This window comes from Streptomyces sp. NPDC003027, from assembly GCF_053591435.1.
Genome location: NZ_JBSFTU010000004.1, coordinates 1 through 18,093 on the forward strand (window position 1 = coordinate 1; position 18,093 = coordinate 18,093).

Genomic DNA, 18,093 nt, shown 5'->3' on the forward strand with positions numbered 1-18,093 from the left:
CCGTCGAGCGCATGATGCGCGACGCCAAGATCACCCAGATCTACGAAGGCACCAACCAGGTCCAGCGCATCGTCATGGCCCGCAACCTCCCGTAATCGTCTGTCACTTGAAAGGAGCCAGGCCGTGACCCTGAGGATCGCTGTCTGTGTGAAGTACGTACCCGACGCGAGCGGCGACCGCGGCTTCGCGGACGACCTGACCGTGGACCGCGACGAGGTCGACGGCCTGCTGTCGGAGCTCGACGAGTACGCGGTCGAGCAGGCGCTGCGGATCGCCGAAGAGGCGGACGACGCCGAGGTCACCGTGGTCACGGTCGGCCCCGACGACGCCAAGGACGCCCTGCGCAAGGCGCTGTCCATGGGCGCCGACAAGGCCGTCCACGTCAATGACGACGACATCCACGGCACCGATGTCATCGGCACCTCCGCGATCGTCGCCAAGGCCCTGGAGAAGACCGGGTTCGACCTGGTCGTCTGCGGTATGGCTTCGACGGACGGCACCATGGGCGTGCTGCCCGCGCTACTCGCCGAGCGGCTGAGCCTGCCGCAGATCACCCTGCTCTCCGAGGTCTCGGTCGAGGACGGGCGGGTCAAGGGCCGCCGGGACGGCGACGCCGCCACCGAGCTTCTGGAGGCCCCGCTGCCGGCCGTCGTCTCGGTCACCGACCAGTCCGGCGAGGCCCGCTACCCCTCCTTCAAGGGGATCATGGCCGCCAAGAAGAAGCCGGTCGAGGAGCTGGACCTGGACGACCTCGGCATCGACGCCGACGAGGTCGGTCTGGCCGGGTCCTGGACCCTGGTCGAGTCGGTCGCCGCGCGCCCGGCCCGTACCGCGGGCACGGTCGTCACGGACGAGGGCGACGGCGGCAAGCAGCTCGCCGCGTTCCTGTCCGCCCAGAAGTTCATCTGACCCGCCGTCACTATCCATCAGGAGCAAGGAATCATGGCTGAGATCCTGGTTCTCGTGGACCACGCCGACGGTGCGGTCCGCAAGCCGGCCCTCGAACTGCTCACCCTGGCCCGCCGGATCGGCGAGCCCTCGGCGGTCGTGCTGGGCGCCGGTGACGCCGCGGCGTCGATCGCCGCCACCGCCGGCGAATACGGCGCGGCCACCGTCTACGTCGCGGACGGCGCCGAGTTCGCCGAGCAGCTCGTCGTGCCGAAGGTCGACGCGCTCACCCAGATCGCCCAGGACAAGGGTGTCGCCGCCGTCCTGGTGACCTCGTCCGGCGAGGGCAAGGAGGTCGCCGCGCGCGTCGCCCTGCGTCTCGGCTCGGGGCTCATCACCGACGCCGTGGAGCTGGAAGCCGGCGAGAACGGCCCGGTCGCGACCCAGTCCGTCTTCGCCGCCTCGTACCAGGTGAGGTCGACCGTCTCGCACGGTGTCCCGGTCATCACCGTCAAGCCCAACTCCGCCGCTCCCGAGGCCGCCCCGGCCGCCGGTACCGTCGAGAACGTGTCCGTCGCCTTCACCGGCAACGCCGCCACGGTCGTCTCGCGCACCCCGCGCGTCTCCACCGGCCGCCCCGAGCTGACCGAGTCCGCGATCGTGGTCTCCGGCGGCCGCGGTGTCGGCGCGGCCGAGGGCTTCGGGGTCGTCGAGAAGCTCGCCGACTCGCTCGGCGCGGCGGTCGGTGCCTCGCGCGCCGCGGTCGACGCGGGCTGGTACCCGCACGCCAACCAGGTCGGCCAGACCGGCAAGCAGGTCTCGCCGCAGCTGTACATCGCGGCGGGCATCTCCGGGGCGATCCAGCACCGGGCCGGCATGCAGACCTCGAAGACCATCGTGGCCGTCAACAAGGACCCGGAGGCCCCGATCTTCGACCTGGTCGACTACGGCGTGGTCGGCGACCTGTTCGCCGTACTGCCGCAGCTGACGGACGAGATCGGCGCACGCTGAGACAGCGGTCCCGGTGAACGAAAGGGCCGGTCTGTGGCACTCAGTGCCACAGACCGGCCCTTCGCCGTCCCCGCTGAGCTCAGAGCCAGCCGTCGAGAGGCACCTCTTCGCAGAGCCGGACGACCGGCTGGCCCGGCGCCGTCCCGGCGGAGGAGATCTTGACCCGCACGCCGGGGCGCACCGCGTGCGGCGGGCCGTCGACCCGGCAGCGGACGACGAAGCCCTCAGCCATGTGGACCGGCCAGAGGTCGGCGTGGGCGGCGGTGAACCCGCGGCGCACGGTGATCACCCCTTCGCCCTCGCTGCGCTCGGGCGCCAGGTCGGTCGACCCGCAGGTCGGACAGAGCAGGCGCTGGAAGGTGGTGGTGTGGCACCAGCGGCAGCGCTGGAAGTAGAGCTCGGCGCCGGCGTCCGATTCCTCGGTCCGGACGGCGCTCCCGCTCCTCAGTCCCGTGTGGAACACGATGCCTTCTCCTCGCACTCGGCGGCTCGACCGTGCATGGTGCAAAGATATGGCACTGAGTGCCAGAGAATAAAGACCTGAGTTCCCTTAATTCGAGATACTGAGAACCCTGCGAGCCCCAGGGAGTGTCCTGGGGTCTGTCGTTTGGACCAGGCCGGATCAGGGAGCCGCCCGGCATGATCCGAACGAGAGGCCCTAGCTCTCTCCGATGCTCGACTCCACTTCGCGCACCACCCGCCACATCGGCGTGGAACGCTTGGTGATCACGACCACGACGTCATCGGCCTCCTCCGCGGGAACGCCCGGGCCGCCGGGGGCGCCCTGCGGGCTCCAGGTGTCGCGGACGAACTCCAGGGCCCGGTCGACCTCGGCCAGCGGATCGCCCTCGCCGCCCGAGCGAAGCCAGTGCCGCAGGGCGTGGTTGTGCGCGGCGACCACGGCGGCCGCGATCACATTGGCGCGCAGGGTGCCGTCGCGCCGGTCGGCGAAGCGGGTGCGCAGATAGTCGCCGAGGGTCTTCTCGTACCGCCAGACGACGGAGAGTTCGTAGGTGCGCAGGCCGGTCACCTCGCGGGTGAGGCGGTAGCGCTGCACGGAGAAGGTGGGGTTCTCGGCGTACATCCGCATGACGAGCCGGGCGGCGTCGCAGACCCGGACCAGCGGGTCGTCGCCGTCCCCGCTCGCGGCGAGGAACGCGGTCATGTCGGCGAGGCACTGCTCGTGGTCGGGGAAGACCACGTCCTCCTTGGAGGGGAAGTAGCGGAAGAAGGACCGGCGGCCGACCCCGGCTGTCCGGACGATGTCGTCGACGGTGGTCTGTTCGTACCCCCGCTCCAGGAAGAGCTGGAAGGCCGCGGCGATGAGGGAGTCCCGCATGCCGGGCTTCGCGGAGTTCGTCGGCGCTGTTCCCGTTCCCATGGCCCGAACCTAACACCCCGGGAAGGCGAGGGCGGCACTTGGTGCCACCGCGAGGCGGCACCAAGTGCTACGAGAGGAGAGGGGACGATCGGACGCGGTTCAGCGGGCGGCCATGCGCAGGGCGCCGTCCATCCGGATCGTCTCGCCGTTGAGGTAGTCGTGCTCGGTGATCATGGTGACGAGCCGGGCGTACTCCTCGGGCCGGGCGAGCCGCTGCGGGAAGGTGACGCTCGCGGCGAGTCCGGCCCGGACCTCGTCGCCGAACCCGGCCATCATCGGCGTGTCGACGATGCCGGGCGCGATGGTGACCACCCGGATGCCGAACTGCGCGAGGTCGCGGGCGGCGGTGACGGTCATGCCGGCGACGCCCGCCTTGGAGGCGGCGTAGGCGATCTGCCCGACCTGGCCCTCGAAGGCGGCGATGGAGGCGGTGTTGACGACCAGCCCGCGCTGGCCGTGCTCGTCGGCCTCCTGCCGGGCGATGACCTCGGCGGCGAGGCGCATCACGTTGAACGTGCCCAGCAGGTTGACGTGGAGGACCGTACGGAACAGGTCGAGGTCGTGCGGTCCCTTGCGGCCCAGGATGCGGGCCGAGGGGGCGATGCCCGCGCAGTTGACGGCGAGCCGCAGCTCGAAGCCGTCGGCCTCGATCCGGGCGAGGGCCTCGCGGACCGGGCCCTCCTCGGTGACGTCGGCAGCGAGCAGGGTGACGCCGTCGGGCCGGTCCTCGGCCCCCGCGACGGCCTTGTCCAGGTCGAGGCCGTAGACGGTCGCACCGCGCGCGGCGAGTGCGGCGGCGGTGGCGGCGCCGAGGCCAGAGGCCGCGCCGGTGACGAGCGCGGCGGATCCGGCGATGTCCATGGATGCTCCTTGCGGGAAGAGGTCCGTCGGCAGACGGCGGCGGCGTGCGGAGGTGGTCAGCGGGCGAGGGAGCGGCTGATCACGAGCCGCTGGATCTGGTTCGTGCCTTCGAAGATCTGCATGATCTTGGCCTCGCGCATATAGCGCTCGACCGGGAAGTCGCGGGTGTATCCGTACCCGCCGAGCACCTGCACGGCGTCGGTCGTCACCTTCATGGCGGCGTCGGTGGCGGTCAGCTTGGCCACGCTGGCCTGGCGGCTGAACGGGCGGCCGAGGTCGCGGCGGCGGGCGGCGTCCAGATAGGTCGCGCGGGCGGAGTCGACGGCGGCGGCCATGTCCGCCAGGAGGAAGCCGAGCCCCTGGTGGTCGACGATCTTCCGGCCGAAGGTGGTGCGCTCGTTGGCGTACGCGACGGCGGCGTCGAGGGCGGCCTGGGCGAGGCCGGTGGCGCAGGCGGCGATGCCGAGGCGGCCGCAGTCCAGCGCGCTGAAGGCGATCTGGAGGCCCTGCCCCTCCTCCCCGATGCGCCGGTCGGCGTCGATGAGGGCGCCGTCCCAGTGGGCGGAGGTGGTGGGCACGGCCTGGAGGCCCATCTTGCGTTCCGGCTTGCCGAAGGTGAGGCCCTCGGCGGCGCCCGGGGCGAGGAAGCAGGTGATGCCGTGGCCGCCGGGGGCGGTACGGGCGAAGAGGGCGTAGAAGCCGGCCTTGCCGCCGTGGGTGATCCACGCCTTGTTGCCGGTGATCCGGTAGGCGTCCCCCGTCTCCGTGCGCTCCGCCTTGCAGGCGAGGGCGGCGGCGTCGGAGCCGGCCTGGGGCTCGGAGAGGCTGTAGCCGCCGACGAGCTCGCCCGCGAGCATCGCGGGGAGCCAGCGCTCCTTCTGCTCCGGGGTGCCGAAGGAGTGCAGCGGGTGGCAGGCGAGGGTGTGGACGCTGGTGGCGACGGCGACGGCCGCCCAGCGGGCCGCCAGCTCCTCCAGGACCTGGAGGTACACCTCGTACGGCTGGCCTCCGCCGCCGAACTCCTCGGGATACGCGAGGCCGAGCAGTCCGGCCTCGCCGAGGGTGGCGAACAGGCCCTCCGGGTACGTCTCGGCGGCCTCGTGCTCGTCCACGCGGGGAGAGAGTTCCTTGTCGGCGATCTCCCGGGTGAGGGCGATGAGGTCCGCTGCCTCGGGGGTGGGAAGCAGGCGGTCGACATCCATGGCGACTCCAGTGAACAGAAGCGGTACTGCGGCCGGTACGGCAGTACCGGTTAGCGTAGCGCAGAAGGGTTTCCCCGTAACCCCCCGAACGGGTCGCCCGGCATACTGTTGGGGTGATCGAGACCTCAGCCGCCGACGCACCCAAGCTGACGGGCCGCGGTGCGGCCCGCCGGTCCGCCCTGTTCGAGGAGCTGGTGGCCCTCCTGGTCGGTGAGGGCTTCGCCCAGCTGACGCTGGACGATCTCGCCGCGCGGCTGCGCTGTTCGAAGCGCACCCTCTACGGCCTGGCGGGCAGCAAGGAACAGCTCGTCCGGGCGGCGGTGGTCCACTTCTTCCGGCGCGCGACGACCAGGGTGGAGTCGGTGCTGGCCGCCGAGACCGATCCGGCCGAGCGGCTGGCCGCCTACCTGCGGGCCGTCGCGGCCGAACTCGCCCCGGTCTCCCCGCAGTTCTTCGACGACGTGGCCGCCTTCGAGCCGGCCGCGGAGGTGTACGAACGCAACACGCGCGCGGCGGCGGGGCGGGTGCAGCAGCTGATCGAGGAGGGCGTGCGCGCGGGCGTCTTCCGCGAGGTCCATGTGACCTTCGCCGCCGATGTCATCGCCTCCGTGATGGTCCGCATCCAGCAGCGCCAGGTGGCGGCGGCGACGGGGCTCGCGGACGCGGAGGCGTACGAACAGCTCGCGGAACTCCTGCTGAACGGACTGACGGAGTGAGCGGCGCGCCGCTCACTCCGTCATCGATGCCCTGTCCGCCGACCGGGTCCACGCGCGCCCGCCGGTCCGCTCTCTTCGTACGTGAAGGCCGGCCCGTGCGTGCGGGCCGGTATGACCGTGTCACCGAGGGTCGTCAGGGCTGGAGTAGCCGGTGACCGGCAGCCGGCAGGTGTACGTGCCCTGCTCGGGCGCGATGGACACCCACCGCACGACCGGCGACTGCGAGGTGTCGGTCGGCAGGTAGTCGGCCGCCCGGTACGCGCCGGCCTCCAGCGGCGGCGCGGATCGCCGGGTTACGCGACGGAACCTATCCGTCCGTCGGCTTCGCGCGGGCCGTCGTGGTGGATGGGCGTGTGCGCGCCGGTGAGGGAGGCGCCGCTGCCGCCTCGGCGGTTGGCGACGATCTCCGCCGCGATGGAGAGGGCCGTCTCCTCCGGGGTCCGGGCGCCGAGGTCGAGGCCGATCGGGGACCTCAGCCGGGCGAGTTCGAGCTCGCTGACACCGACCTCGCGCAGGCGCTTGTTGCGGTCCTCGTGGGTGCGGCGGGAGCCCATCGCGCCGATGTAGGCGACCGGGAGCCGCAGGGCCGCTTCCAGCAGGGGAACGTCGAACTTGGCGTCGTGCGTGAGGACGCACAGCGCCGTACGGCCGTCGACCTCGGTCGACGCCAGGTAGCGGTGGGGCCACTCGACGACGATCTCGTCGGCCTCGGGGAAGCGGGCGGGGGTGGCGAAGACGGGGCGCGCGTCGCAGACGGTGACGTGGTAGCCGAGGAACTTGCCCACCTTCACCAGCGCGGAGGCGAAGTCGATGGCGCCGAAGACGATCATGCGGGGGGCGGGGACGGACGACTCGACCAGGAGGGTGAGCGGCTGCCCGCAGCGGCTGCCGTCCGCACCGATCCCGACGGTGCCGGTCCGGCCGGCGTCCAGCATCGCGCGGGCCTCTCCCGCGGCGGTGCGGTCCAGCTCCGGGTGGCCGCCGAGGCCGCCTTCGTACGAGCCGTCGGGGCGGACGAGGAGCGCCCGGCCCATCAGGTCGGCGGGGCCGTCGACGATCCGGGCCAGGGCCGCCGCCTCGGCGGAGGCGGCGGCCTGGAGTGCGGCGGGGAAGACCCCGCCGCGTACCGGCGTGACGAGGATGTCGATGACTCCGCCGCAGGTCAGGCCCACGGCGAAGGCGTCCTCGTCGCTGTATCCGAAGCGCTCGACGACGGTCCTGCCGTCTTCGAGTGCCTGTTGGCACAGGTCGTAGACCGCGCCCTCCACACATCCGCCGGACACCGAGCCGATCGCCGTGCCGTCGCTGTCGACGGCGAGTGCGGCGCCGGGCTGCCGGGGTGCGCTGCCGCCGACCGCCACCACGGTGGCGACGGCGAACTCGCGTCCCTGCTCGACCCACCGGTGCAGCTCTTCGGCGATGTCCAGCATCTCGAACTCCTCGATATGTGTGGAGGGCGGCGGTACGGGCGTCAGCTGACGCCCAGCCAGCTCTCGATCGGATGGATCGCGAAGTACACGACGAAGATCGCGGTCAGGCCCCACATGAAGGCCCCCACTTCGCGTGCCCTGCCCTGCGCCACCTTGATGACGGCGTAGGAGATGACACCGGCCGCGACACCCGTGGTGATGGTGTACGTGAACGGCATCAGGACCACGGTGAGGAACACCGGGATCGCGACGGAGCGGTCGCTCCAGTCGACGTGCTTGGCGTTCTGCATCATCATCGCGCCGATGACGACCAGGGCCGCGGAGGCGACCTCGGCGGGCACGATCGCGGTGAGCGGGGTGAAGAAGAGACAGGCGGCGAAGAACACGCCGGTGACGACGGAGGACAGGCCCGTACGGGCTCCCTCGCCGACGCCCGTGGCGGACTCCACGAAGACGGTCTGGCCGGAGCCGCCGACGCCGCCGCCGATGACACCGCCGGCGCCGTCGATGAACAGGGCCTTGGACAGGCCGGGCATCCGGCCCTTGTCGTCGGCGAGGTTGGCCTCGGAGCCGACACCGATGATGGTCGCCATGGCGTCGAAGAAGCCCGCGAGCACCAGAGTGAAGACGATCATGGTGATCGTGATGTAGCCGACGTCGCCCCAGCCGCTGAAGGACACTTCGCCGATGAGCGAGAAGTCCGGTGCGGAGACGGCGCTGCCGTTGAGCTCCGGCGCGCCGGCGAACCAGGCGCCCGCGCCCTTGGCGGGGATGTCGGCGATCGCGTTGACGATCATGGCGACGACCGTGCCGACGACGATGCCGATCAGGATGGCGCCGGGGATGTGGCGCGCCTGGAGGGCGAAGATCAGCAGCAGGGTGACCGCGAAGATCAGGACGGGCCAGCCCTGGAGTTCACCGAGGGGGCCGAGGGTGACCGGGCCACCGCCGGGAGAGGGGTTCTCGTGGACGAAGCCGGCCTTGACGAAGCCGATGATCGCGATGAAGAGGCCGATGCCGATGGTGATCGCGTGCTTGATCGCCAACGGGATCGCGTTCATGATCATCTCGCGGAGGCCGGTGACGACCAGGAGACAGATGATCACGCCGTAGGCCACACACATGGCCATCGCCTGCGGCCAGGTCATGACGGAGACGACCTGCGAGGACAGCACGCCGGAGACGCTGAGGCCGGCCGCCAGGGCGAGCGGGACCTTGCCCCAGAAGCCCATCAGGAGAGTGGTCGCAGCGGCGGCCAGAGCGGTCGCCGTGATGAGGGCGGGCTGGCTGAGGACGTTGCCGTCCACATCCTTGCCGCCGAGGATCAGAGGGTTGAGCAGGAGAATGTACGCCATCGCCATGAAGGTGGTGACGCCGCCGCGGATCTCCGTCGCGACGGTGGATCCTCTCTCCGAGATGTGAAAGTACCGGTCGAGCCAAGATCTGCCGGCGGGGACGTTCGAGCCGGAGCCCGCGTCCTCCGAAGCGGTCTTGGGCTCCACAGACGACTGGGTCATGGGGCCTACTCCCAAGGTTCAAAGGGGCACCCGCATAAGACTTTCCGAAGGTCAGAGAAGCTGCGGGATTTGGGATGCTGCGTGGGCTGCACGACCCGGGGGACGGCCCGAGACGAACGGGTGGATCAGTACTGCTGCACTGCGGGGGGCTCCGGGCGGTGGGGGCGGGGAAGTGTGACGTTCCTGGGAGGCACACACCGCCCGGAGGGTCCTACAGGGTGCCGGTGAGCGCCTCGGGGCGGACCGGCGTCTTGTTCAGCTCCAGACCCGTCGCGTTCCGGATCGCCGCGAGGACGGCCGGAGTCGACGACAGGGTCGGGGCCTCGCCGAGTCCCCGCAGGCCGTACGGCGCGTTGGGGTCGGCCAGTTCGAGTACGTCGACCGGGATGGTCGGCGTGTCGAGGATCGTCGGGATCAGGTAGTCCGTGAAGGAGGGGTTCTTCACCTTCGCGGTCTTCGGGTCCACGATGATCTCTTCCATCACCGCGACGCCCAGGCCCTGGGTGGTACCACCCTGGATCTGGCCGACGACGGAGAGCATGTTGAGCGCCTTGCCGACGTCCTGGGCGGTCGCGAGCTCGATGACCTTCACCAGGCCGAGCTCGGTGTCCACCTCCACCACCGCGCGGTGCGCGGCGAAGGTGTACTGGACGTGACCGTCGCCCTGGCCCGTCTTGAGGTCGAACGCCTGGGTGGGACGGTGGCGGAACTCGAGCTCGATGTCGATCGGCTCCTCGCCCTCCAGGATGTCGGCGATGTCCGCGAGGACCTCGCCGCCGTCGGTGACGACCTTGCCGCTCTCCAGGAGCAGCTCGGCGGTCGCCCAGGCGGGGTGGTACGAGCCGTTCTTGCGCCGGCCGATCTCCAGGACCTTCTCGCGGACGGCCTCACAGGTGTTCTTCACCGCGCCACCGGTCATGTACGTCTGCCGGGAGGCGGACGTCGAACCGGCGGAGCCGACCTGCGTGTCGGCCGGGTGGATGGTCACCTGGGTGACGCCCAGCTCCGTGCGGGCGATCTGGGCGTGCACGGTGACGCCGCCCTGGCCGACCTCCGCCATGGCCGTGTGGACCATCGCGACGGGCTCGCCGTTGATGAGCTGCAGGACCACGCGGGCGGTGGAGTAGTCGTCGAAGCCCTCGGAGAAGCCGACGTTCTTGATGCCGACGGCGTAGCCGACACCGCGGACGACACCCTCGCCGTGCGTGGTGTTGGACAGACCACCGGGCAGCGCGCGGACGTCCGCGCCCTCGCCCGCGGACTCCCACTGGCGCTCCGGCGGCATGGGACGGGCCTTGACCCGGCGCAGCAGCTCGGCGACCGGGGCCGGCGAGTCCACGACCTGGCCGGTCGGCATGATCGTGCCCTGCTCCATGGCGTTGAGCTGGCGGAACTCCACCGGGTCCATGCCCAGCTTCGCCGCGAGCTTGTCCATCTGCGCCTCGTACGCGAAGCACGCCTGGACGGCGCCGAAACCGCGCATCGCGCCGCAGGGCGGGTTGTTGGTGTAGAGGGCGATCGCCTCGATGTCGACGTCGTCGACGACGTACGGGCCGACCGAGAGGGACGAGGCGTTGCCGACGACGGCCGGGGAGGCCGAGGCGTAGGCACCGCCGTCGAGCACGATCCGGCACTTCATGTGCGTGATCTTGCCGTCCTTGGTGGCGCCGTGCTCGTACCAGAGCTTCGCCGGGTGGCGGTGCACGTGCCCGAAGAAGGACTCGAACCGGTTGTAGACGATCTTGACCGGCTTGCCGGTGCGCAGCGCCAGGAGGCAGGCGTGGATCTGCATCGAGATGTCCTCGCGGCCGCCGAAGGCACCGCCGACGCCGGAGAGCGTCATACGGACCTTCTCCTCGGGGAGACCGAGGACGGGAGCGATCTGCTTGAGGTCCGAGTGCAGCCACTGGGTGGCGACGTAGAGGTCGACACCGCCGTCCTCGGCGGGCACGGCGAGACCGGACTCCGGGCCGAGGAACGCCTGGTCCTGCATGCCGAAGGTGTACTCGCCCTCGACGATCACATCGGCCCTCTTCCGCGCCTCCTCCACGTTGCCGCGGATGATCGGCTGGCGGTGCACGATGTTCGGGTGCGGGACGTGGCCGGCGTGGTGGTCGTCGCGGCCCTCGTGGATCAGCGGCGCGTCGGGGGCGAGCGCGGAGGCCTCGTCGGTGACGAGGGGCAGCTCCCGGTACTCGATCTTGATCTTGGCGGCCGCGCGGCGGGCGGTCTCGGGGTGGTCGGCGGCGACCAGGGCCACCGGCTCGCCGTGGTGCCGTACCCGGCCGTGGGCGAGGACCGGGGTGTCCTGGATCTCCAGACCGTAGTTCTTCATCTCGGCCGGCAGGTCGTCGTAGGTCAGGACGGCGTACACGCCGCCCATCGCGAGCGCCTCGGAGACGTCGATGGAGACGATCTCGGCGTGGGCCACGGTGGAGCGCAGGGTCTGGCCCCACAGCATGTCCTCGTGCCACATGTCCGAGGAGTAAGCGAACTCGCCCGTGACCTTCAGGGTGCCGTCCGGGCGGAGCGTGGACTCGCCGATGCCGCCCTTGGTGTGGTTCTGCGTGACGTTCGTCGGCGTACCGGCCGGAACGGTGCGGGTGTTCTGAGCCATGTCAGACCGCCTCTCCCTGGCGTTCCTGGCGGGCCGCCGCCAGGCGGACCGCGTCGAGGATCTTCTCGTAGCCCGTGCAGCGGCAGAGGTTGCCGGAGAGGGCCTCGCGGATGTCCTGGTCGGACGGGTCGCTCTGGCGCTCCAGGAGCTCGTCCGCGGCGATCAGCAGACCCGGGGTGCAGAAGCCGCACTGGACGGCGCCGGCGTCGATGAACGCCTGCTGGATCGGGGAGAGTGCGACACCCTCACCGGTCTGCGAGTCCTGACCGGGCTTGGCCTCCCACCGCTTGGCCTCGTCGAGCGTGGTGCCGCAGGCGCCGCTCGCGCAGCCGCCGTGCTCCTCGCGCTGCTTGGCGAAGTCGGCCAGACCCTCGACCGTGACGACGTCACGGCCCTCGGCCTGCCCGGCGGCGACCAGACACGAACAGACCGGCACACCGTCCAGGCGGACCGTGCAGGAACCGCACTCGCCCTGCTCGCAGGCGTTCTTGGAGCCGGGCAGGCCCATCCGCTCACGCAGGACGTAGAGGAGGGACTCCCCCTCCCAGACGTCGTCGGCTTCCTGCGGACGACCGTTGACCGTGAAATTGACGCGCATGGTTATGCAGCTCCCTCAAGCGTGCGGCCGGTGCCGCGGTACTGCTCCCAGGTCCAGCCGAGCTGGCGGCGAGCCATGATGCCTACGGCGTGACGGCGGTACTTGGCGGTGCCTCGGACGTCGTCGATCGGGTTGGCGGCACCCGAGCACAGGTCGGCGAACTGCTTGGCCACCGACGGCGTGATGATCTTGCCGCTGTCCCAGAAGCCGCCTTCCTCCAGAGCCGCGTTCAGGAAGGCCTCGGCCTCCTTGGCGCGGATCGGGGTCGGCGCGGCCGAACCGATGCCGGTGCGCACCGTCCGGGTCTCCGGGTGCAGCGCCAGGCCGAAGGCGCAGACCGCGATGACCATCGCGTTGCGCGTACCGACCTTGGAGTACTGCTGGGGCCCGTCCGCCTTCTTGATGTGGACGGTCTTGATCAGCTCGTCGGGCTCCAGCGCGTTGCGCTTCACGCCCGTGTAGAACTCGTCGATCGGGATCAGGCGGCTGCCGCGGGCCTGCGACTCGACCTCGACCTCGGCACCCGCCGCGAGCAGCGCGGGGTGCGCGTCACCGGCCGGCGACGCGGTGCCCAGGTTGCCGCCGACACCACCGCGGTTGCGGATCTGCGGCGAGGCGACCGTGTGCGAGGCGAGCGCCAGACCGGGGAGCTCGGCCCGCAGGTGCTCCATGATCTGGGTGTACGGAACGGAGGCACCGAGGCGGACGTTCTCCTCGCCGACCTCCCACTCGCGCAGCAGCTCGATACGGTTCAGGTCCAGGAGGTACTCGGGACGCCGGTGGTCGAAGTTGATCTCGACCATGATGTCCGTACCACCGGCGATGGGCACGGCCGTGGGGTGCTCGGCCTTGGCGGCGAGCGCCTCCTCCCAGCTGGCGGGGCGAAGGAAGTCCATGGTGGCTCTCTTCTAGTGATTCTGATGATCAGGGGTCCGTCGCACGGGCCCGGGGGGACGGCCGGCCCTCGACTTCGATTGCTTGTTCATGTGCTGTTCACGCGATGTGTGGCCTAGTACACAAGCCCGGCAGGCCAGGGTGCAGTCACCGAAAACATGAAGGAGTTGGCTGGTGACCTTCCTCGTCTTGTAGATTCGAACGAAAGGCGGGGCTCGGTAACCTCGCCGTTTTCCCCTGGAAACGGCGGCACCACGCCACCGACGACAACGGGACAGTTTTCGCGACGCACGAGCGCGACGGACGAAAAGGAACGGCGGAGACGAGATGCGGCTGCGCGCACTGCTGGAAACCGACGCGCTGGGGCTGCGCCTCCTCGGTGGCGAGGAAGAGCTGGACCGCACGGTCCGTGGCGTGATGACGACGGACCTCAAGGACCCCAGCAGGTATCTGTCCGGTGGCGAGCTGGTCCTCACCGGCCTCGCCTGGCTGAGGGAGCCCGAGGACGCCGAACCCTTCGTCCGGATCCTCGCCTCCGCCGGAGTGGCGGCACTGGCGGCCGGCGAAGCCGAGCTCGGCGACATCCCGGACGACCTCGTACAGGCATGTTTGCGCCATCGGCTGCCGCTGTTCGCGGTGAACGAGTCCGTTGCGTTCGCAACGATCACCGAGCATGTTGTTCGACAGGTCTCCGGCGAGCGCGCGGGCGACCTCGCCGCCGTCGTCGACCGCCACCGACGCCTGATGACCTCCGGCCCCGCCGGCGGCGGACCCGAGGTCGTCCTCGACCTCCTCGGCTCCGACCTGGACCTTCACGCCTGGGTCCTCTCCCCCACCGGCCGCCAGATCGCCGGCGCCGGCGACCCCCTCGAAGCCGGACTCGCCGCCGCACTCGCCGGAGAACACCTCGCCGCCACCCGCACCGGACGGCGCGGCCCCCACCGGCTCCCCCTCGGCGGAACCACCTACTCCCTCTTCCCGATCCGCAACACCGGACGCGGCGCACCGTCCGCCTCCCGAGACGTGCGCGAAACCGTGCTGTCCGACTGGCTGCTCGCCGTCGAAGCCGACGCCGGCGACTGGCCCGCCGCCCGGCTCGACCTCCTCCAAGGCGTCACCCAGCTCATCGCCGTCGAACGCGACCGGCGCGACGCCGCCCGCACCGTACGGCGCCGACTCGCCCAGGAAGTCCTCGAACTCGTCCAGACGGGCGCCGCACCCGCCGAGATCGCCGCCCGCCTGCGCGTCGCCGCCCCCGTCCTGCTCCCCGGCCTCGGCACCGCGCCGCACTGGCAGGTCGTCGTCGCACGCGTCGAATGGGACCAGGAAGGCGCCACCGGCACCCCCGTCGACACCGGGCCCGTCGCCCAGGCGCTCCTGGAAGAGATCCTCGTCGACCCCGCCACCGTCGGCGCCGACTCCGCCGACCGGATCGCCGTCGCCCACCACGGGGACGAGGCCATCGCTCTCGTCCCCCTCCCCGCCGGCCCCCTCCCCGACAGCGAGGACGAGAGCCAGACGCCCGGCATCGGCCTCCACGCCGACGCCCTCCTCGCCGCCGTACGCGACCCCCTCTCCTCCGGCCTCGCCGACGACGGCCGCCTCACCCTCGGCGTCAGCGCCGCCGTCCACTCCGCCGAAGGACTGCGCGGCGCCCTCGAAGAAGCCCGCCACGCCCGCCGCGTCGCCGCCGCCCGCCCCGGCCGCGTCTGCGCCGCCGGCCACCACGAACTCGCCTCCCACGTCCTCCTGCTCCCCTTCGTCCCCGACGACGTCCGCCGCGCCTTCACCGCCCGCCTCCTCGACCCCCTGCGCGACTACGACCGCCGCCACCGCGCCGAACTCATCCCCACCCTCGAAGCCTTCCTCGACTGCGACGGCTCCTGGACCCGCTGCGCGACCCGCCTCCACCTGCATGTCAACACCCTGCGCTACCGAGTGGGCAGGATCGAGCAACTGACCGGCAGAGACCTGTCGCGCCTGGAGGACAAGCTCGACTTCTTCCTCGCCCTCCGGATGAGCTGAGTTTTTCGGGGGGGCTCGGTTCGCCTCCGGGGGCGCTTGGTGCGTGCGGGAGCGCCGTAGCCGAGGAGGCGTGCCCGGTCGGCGCCGGACGAGGGGCACGTCCGTGCCGTCAGTTGGGGGGTCGCGGCGGGGTTCACCTTTTCGAGGGAGCGTGAGCCCGTCGCCCCGAGCCACCCGAAACCGCGCCCCGAAGGTGTCCGTATACCGGAGTCCGTCAGGCTCTTGTGAAATAATTCACCTGACCCCTTGGCCAGGCCCTCTGGTTCGTGCTGAGATGCGACCTGACCCAACGGCTCAATGGCGCGCTCGGGGAGGGCAATGTGGCGGACACCGCCATGTCTGGTTCCGAAACGACGGGTGGCGACGATCCGTCCCTTGCCTACGGCAAGGAGACCCCCATGGAGACCGCCATATGGCGGCTGCGCTCGCGCGGCTGCTGGACGGACGCGGCCGCCCTGCTCACGCCCCGCGCGGCCGAACCGGCGGCGGCGCTCGAAAGGGCCGCGCTGCTGATCGAGCGCTGCCTCTACACCGAGCAGGGCTGGGCGGAGGCGGAAGAGGCGCTGCGAGCGGCCGAGGCGGTCGCCCAGAGCGACGAGGAGCGCGGGGCCGCGGCGTGCGAACGCGGTTATCTCGCCTACGCGTCGACGCTCCTCGGCGTACGGGACAGGGCCGACGAGGCCCGCGCGGCGCTCGGCCGGGCGGCCGCGCTGATCGGTCCCGCGGCCGAAGGGCGCCCGCTGCTCGACTTCCGGCGCGGGCTGATCGCCCAGAACCTCGGCGACTCCCCCCAGGCGGCCCGCGCGGCCTACCGCCGCGCCCACGCGGGCGCGACGGACCGGGGCGACACACTGCTGCTCTCCTCCACCTGGCGCCATCTGGCCGGACTGGCGCTGCGCGAGGGCGAGTTGGCGGAGGCCCGGCACGGCTTCGCCGAGTCACTGCGCATCCGCGAGGAGCTCGGCTTCCTCGTCGGCACGGCCCCGGCCCTGACGGCCCTGGCGAACACCGAGACCGAACCGGAGGCCGGCCGGCTGCGCGCGGAGGCAGCCCGCCTCTTCCGCCTCCTGGGCGGCGTCCCGACCTGGCTGGCGTCCCAACTGGCGCCCACAACAGCCGCCTGACGTTCCGTCGGCCCGGCCGCCGGGCCGGCGGACAGTGGAACTCAGCGAGCGCCGCCGGCGGGCTCCAGGCGTACCAGTGCGTCGTCCATGCCCACGATCAGGTCGCCCTCCGGGGTGACCGCGACGGCGCGGACGGGTGGGCCGGGGCGGAAGCGGTGGAGGGCTCCGGTATCCAGGTGGCGCAGTTCCACGAGGCCGTCGGCCCAGGCGACCGCCAGGACCGGGCCGCGAGGGGTCTGCGCCGCGTGGAGGGTGACGACCGGGGCGGGGCGTTCGGCGAGCGGGGCCGGGTGCGGGTTCGGCTCCTTCCCCGGGGTCCAGAGGCGGACAGCGCCATCGGTACCGCCGCTGCACACGAAGGGCGTAGAGGTCTCGACGGCGGTGACCGCCGCGACCCGGCCGCTGTGCAGGGCGGCCTGGTGAATGCCCGTCAGCCCGAAGGCGTGCACGGACCCGAGCCGGTCACCCACCACCACCGAGCCCCCGATCGCCGCGAGGGCGGTGCCCGGATGCCGGGTGAGGGTCGCCGTGACGGCCTGGGTGAGCCGTTCCAGATACGCGGGGCGGGGCGCCGCTCCCCGTACCGCGTGCAGCCGGCCGCGCTCGTCGAGCAGGAGCACGGTCCCGTCCGCCGCGGGCGCGAGCGCCTTGACCCGGCCCGCGGGGCCCGGAAGGAGCCGCCCGGCGGGCCGCGCGTCCCCGGCCTGGAGCAGGTGGACGTCGCCGGTGGGACCGGCGACCAGCAGCTGGTCACCGACGGCGCCGAGAGCGGTGACCGGGCCGGGCCAGGGCGGGGTGAGATCACCGCGTGCCCGGGTCCAGCGGACCCGCCAGGGCGAGCGGACGGTCAGCTCCTCGAGGGCTGGGCGCAGCCGGGGGTCGGCGCCGTCGCCGAGGGCGGCGAGCAGGACCACGGCCCGGTCGGCGGAGCCCTGCTCCCGGGAGAGGGACTGACCGGCGCGTATCCAGGCGGAGCGCAGCCCGCCGTGGTCGTCGCCGGGTTCCGCCAGATAGGCGCGGGTCACCTGCGAAGGGTCGGCCGCGCAGACGGCGACCGGGTCGGCCGGGTCCACCGCGCGCCGCCACGCCCGGTACCCCTCGGCGGGCTCGCCGGGCACGCCGGGTCGATGACCGCTGCCTGAACCCCCGGGCCCTCGCCGAGCACCCCGCTCGGCGAGTCCGGCCCGCCGGCCGTCCGCCCGCTCGCCCCGCCCGGCGCCCTGGGCATCCCCCCGCCCGAGCGCGTCGTCACCGCCCGGCCGCTCGGCGTCGCACTCGTCGGATCCCAGGTCGACGACCGTGGCGTGCCGGGCGGCGAGGAGCGTGTGGGGCGGGGTTCCGGTGCGGGTCTCGACGAGAAGGCGCATCCGGCCCGACGCGTCCAGCTCGGCGATCAGTTCGGCGAGGGCCTCCGGTTCGGCGGCCTCGTCCAGGTCCGACAGGATGAGGGCCGCGCGGCGCACCTCGGTGGTGGCGAGGACGTGGACGAGCTCGCCGGGCGTTCCGGCCACCACCCCCAGCCGGTTGGCGATCGTCCAGGCCGCGCCCAGCGCGCTCTGCCCGGCCAGCTCGATCAGTTCGCGCCCCGCGCGTCCGCGCCGGGAGCCGCCGGAACGGGTGCCGTGTGCCGCGAGCCAGGCGAGCAGGGCGCTCTTGCCCCGCCGCGGGCCTCCGGTGACCAGGCACAGGCGGGGGGCGTCCGGGTCCGTGAGCCAGCCGAGCAGAGCCGCGGCCTCGGTCTCCCGGCCGGGCGCGGGGCGCTCGACCCGTACGGGACCGGTCATGGGCGCCCACCCCCCGCGTTCGGCGAGGGGAGCCCCCGTCGCGCC

16 protein-coding genes are annotated in these 18,093 nt (G+C 72.0%); 6 read left to right on the plus strand and 10 right to left on the minus strand.

All coding sequences use genetic code 11. The annotated features are described in order from the left end of the window. From ACWDX6_RS04815 to ACWDX6_RS04825, 3 genes are all read left to right on the plus strand, one after another. Positions 1–95: acyl-CoA dehydrogenase family protein (locus ACWDX6_RS04815; protein ID WP_132919430.1), on the plus strand; the 95-nt coding region annotated here is incomplete at its 5' end. Between the two features lie 28 nt (positions 96–123). After that, on the plus strand, positions 124–909 hold the full coding sequence (locus ACWDX6_RS04820) for an electron transfer flavoprotein subunit beta/FixA family protein (RefSeq protein WP_451483508.1): 786 nt from the start codon (positions 124–126) through the stop codon (positions 907–909). Positions 910–942: 33 nt separating this feature from the next. Beyond that, positions 943–1,899, plus strand: a complete 957-nt coding sequence (locus ACWDX6_RS04825) for an electron transfer flavoprotein subunit alpha/FixB family protein (RefSeq protein ID WP_451483509.1) — start codon at positions 943–945, stop codon at positions 1,897–1,899. 79 nt (positions 1,900–1,978) lie between these two features. On the opposite strand, the gene ACWDX6_RS04830 is transcribed toward ACWDX6_RS04825, so the two are convergent. From ACWDX6_RS04830 to ACWDX6_RS04845, 4 genes are all read right to left on the minus strand, one after another. Further along, a complete protein-coding gene (locus ACWDX6_RS04830) occupies positions 1,979–2,362 on the minus strand; it encodes a Zn-ribbon domain-containing OB-fold protein (RefSeq protein WP_451483510.1) in 384 nt (127 codons plus the stop codon). Between the two features lie 195 nt (positions 2,363–2,557). Continuing rightward, complete coding sequence (locus ACWDX6_RS04835) at positions 2,558–3,280, minus strand: TetR/AcrR family transcriptional regulator (RefSeq protein WP_451483511.1); 723 nt, start codon at positions 3,278–3,280, stop codon at positions 2,558–2,560. 99 nt (positions 3,281–3,379) lie between these two features. Further along, on the minus strand, positions 3,380–4,141 hold the full coding sequence (locus ACWDX6_RS04840; protein ID WP_451483512.1) for an SDR family NAD(P)-dependent oxidoreductase: 762 nt from the start codon (positions 4,139–4,141) through the stop codon (positions 3,380–3,382). A 56-nt stretch (positions 4,142–4,197) separates the two neighbouring features. Next, entirely contained in the window at positions 4,198–5,343 is a 1,146-nt protein-coding gene (locus ACWDX6_RS04845) for an acyl-CoA dehydrogenase family protein (RefSeq protein ID WP_451483513.1), read from the minus strand. Positions 5,344–5,456: 113 nt separating this feature from the next. On the opposite strand from ACWDX6_RS04845, the gene ACWDX6_RS04850 reads away from it, so the two are divergent. Continuing rightward, on the plus strand, positions 5,457–6,059 hold the full coding sequence (locus tag ACWDX6_RS04850; protein ID WP_451483514.1) for a TetR/AcrR family transcriptional regulator: 603 nt from the start codon (positions 5,457–5,459) through the stop codon (positions 6,057–6,059). Positions 6,060–6,352: 293 nt separating this feature from the next. Here ACWDX6_RS04850 and ACWDX6_RS04855 read toward each other — a convergent pair whose 3' ends face one another. The 5 genes from ACWDX6_RS04855 to ACWDX6_RS04875 form a co-directional block, all read right to left on the minus strand. Then, complete coding sequence (locus ACWDX6_RS04855; RefSeq protein WP_451483515.1) at positions 6,353–7,489, minus strand: XdhC family protein; 1,137 nt, start codon at positions 7,487–7,489, stop codon at positions 6,353–6,355. 41 nt (positions 7,490–7,530) lie between these two features. Next, complete coding sequence (locus ACWDX6_RS04860) at positions 7,531–9,006, minus strand: NCS2 family permease (protein WP_451483516.1); 1,476 nt, start codon at positions 9,004–9,006, stop codon at positions 7,531–7,533. A gap of 211 nt (positions 9,007–9,217) precedes the next feature. Continuing rightward, positions 9,218–11,623, minus strand: a complete 2,406-nt coding sequence (pucD, locus tag ACWDX6_RS04865) for a xanthine dehydrogenase subunit D (protein WP_403294737.1) — start codon at positions 11,621–11,623, stop codon at positions 9,218–9,220. A 1-nt stretch (position 11,624) separates the two neighbouring features. Beyond that, a complete protein-coding gene (locus ACWDX6_RS04870) occupies positions 11,625–12,221 on the minus strand; it encodes a (2Fe-2S)-binding protein (RefSeq protein WP_451483517.1) in 597 nt (198 codons plus the stop codon). Positions 12,222–12,223: 2 nt separating this feature from the next. After that, positions 12,224–13,117 (minus strand): FAD binding domain-containing protein, encoded by an 894-nt coding sequence (locus ACWDX6_RS04875; RefSeq protein WP_451483518.1) that lies wholly within the window; start codon positions 13,115–13,117, stop codon positions 12,224–12,226. 325 nt (positions 13,118–13,442) lie between these two features. On the opposite strand from ACWDX6_RS04875, the gene ACWDX6_RS04880 reads away from it, so the two are divergent. Next, positions 13,443–15,140 carry a PucR family transcriptional regulator gene (locus ACWDX6_RS04880; RefSeq protein ID WP_451483519.1) on the plus strand — a complete coding sequence of 566 codons (1,698 nt, stop codon included), beginning with the start codon at positions 13,443–13,445 and terminating at the stop codon, positions 15,138–15,140. Positions 15,141–15,475: 335 nt separating this feature from the next. Then, entirely contained in the window at positions 15,476–16,264 is a 789-nt protein-coding gene (locus tag ACWDX6_RS04885) for a hypothetical protein (protein WP_451483520.1), read from the plus strand. 41 nt (positions 16,265–16,305) lie between these two features. Here the strand turns inward: ACWDX6_RS04885 and ACWDX6_RS04890 are convergent, their stop codons facing one another. Further along, positions 16,306–18,048 carry a WD40 repeat domain-containing protein gene (locus tag ACWDX6_RS04890; RefSeq protein WP_451483521.1) on the minus strand — a complete coding sequence of 581 codons (1,743 nt, stop codon included), beginning with the start codon at positions 18,046–18,048 and terminating at the stop codon, positions 16,306–16,308. Positions 18,049–18,093 lie beyond the last annotated feature (45 nt).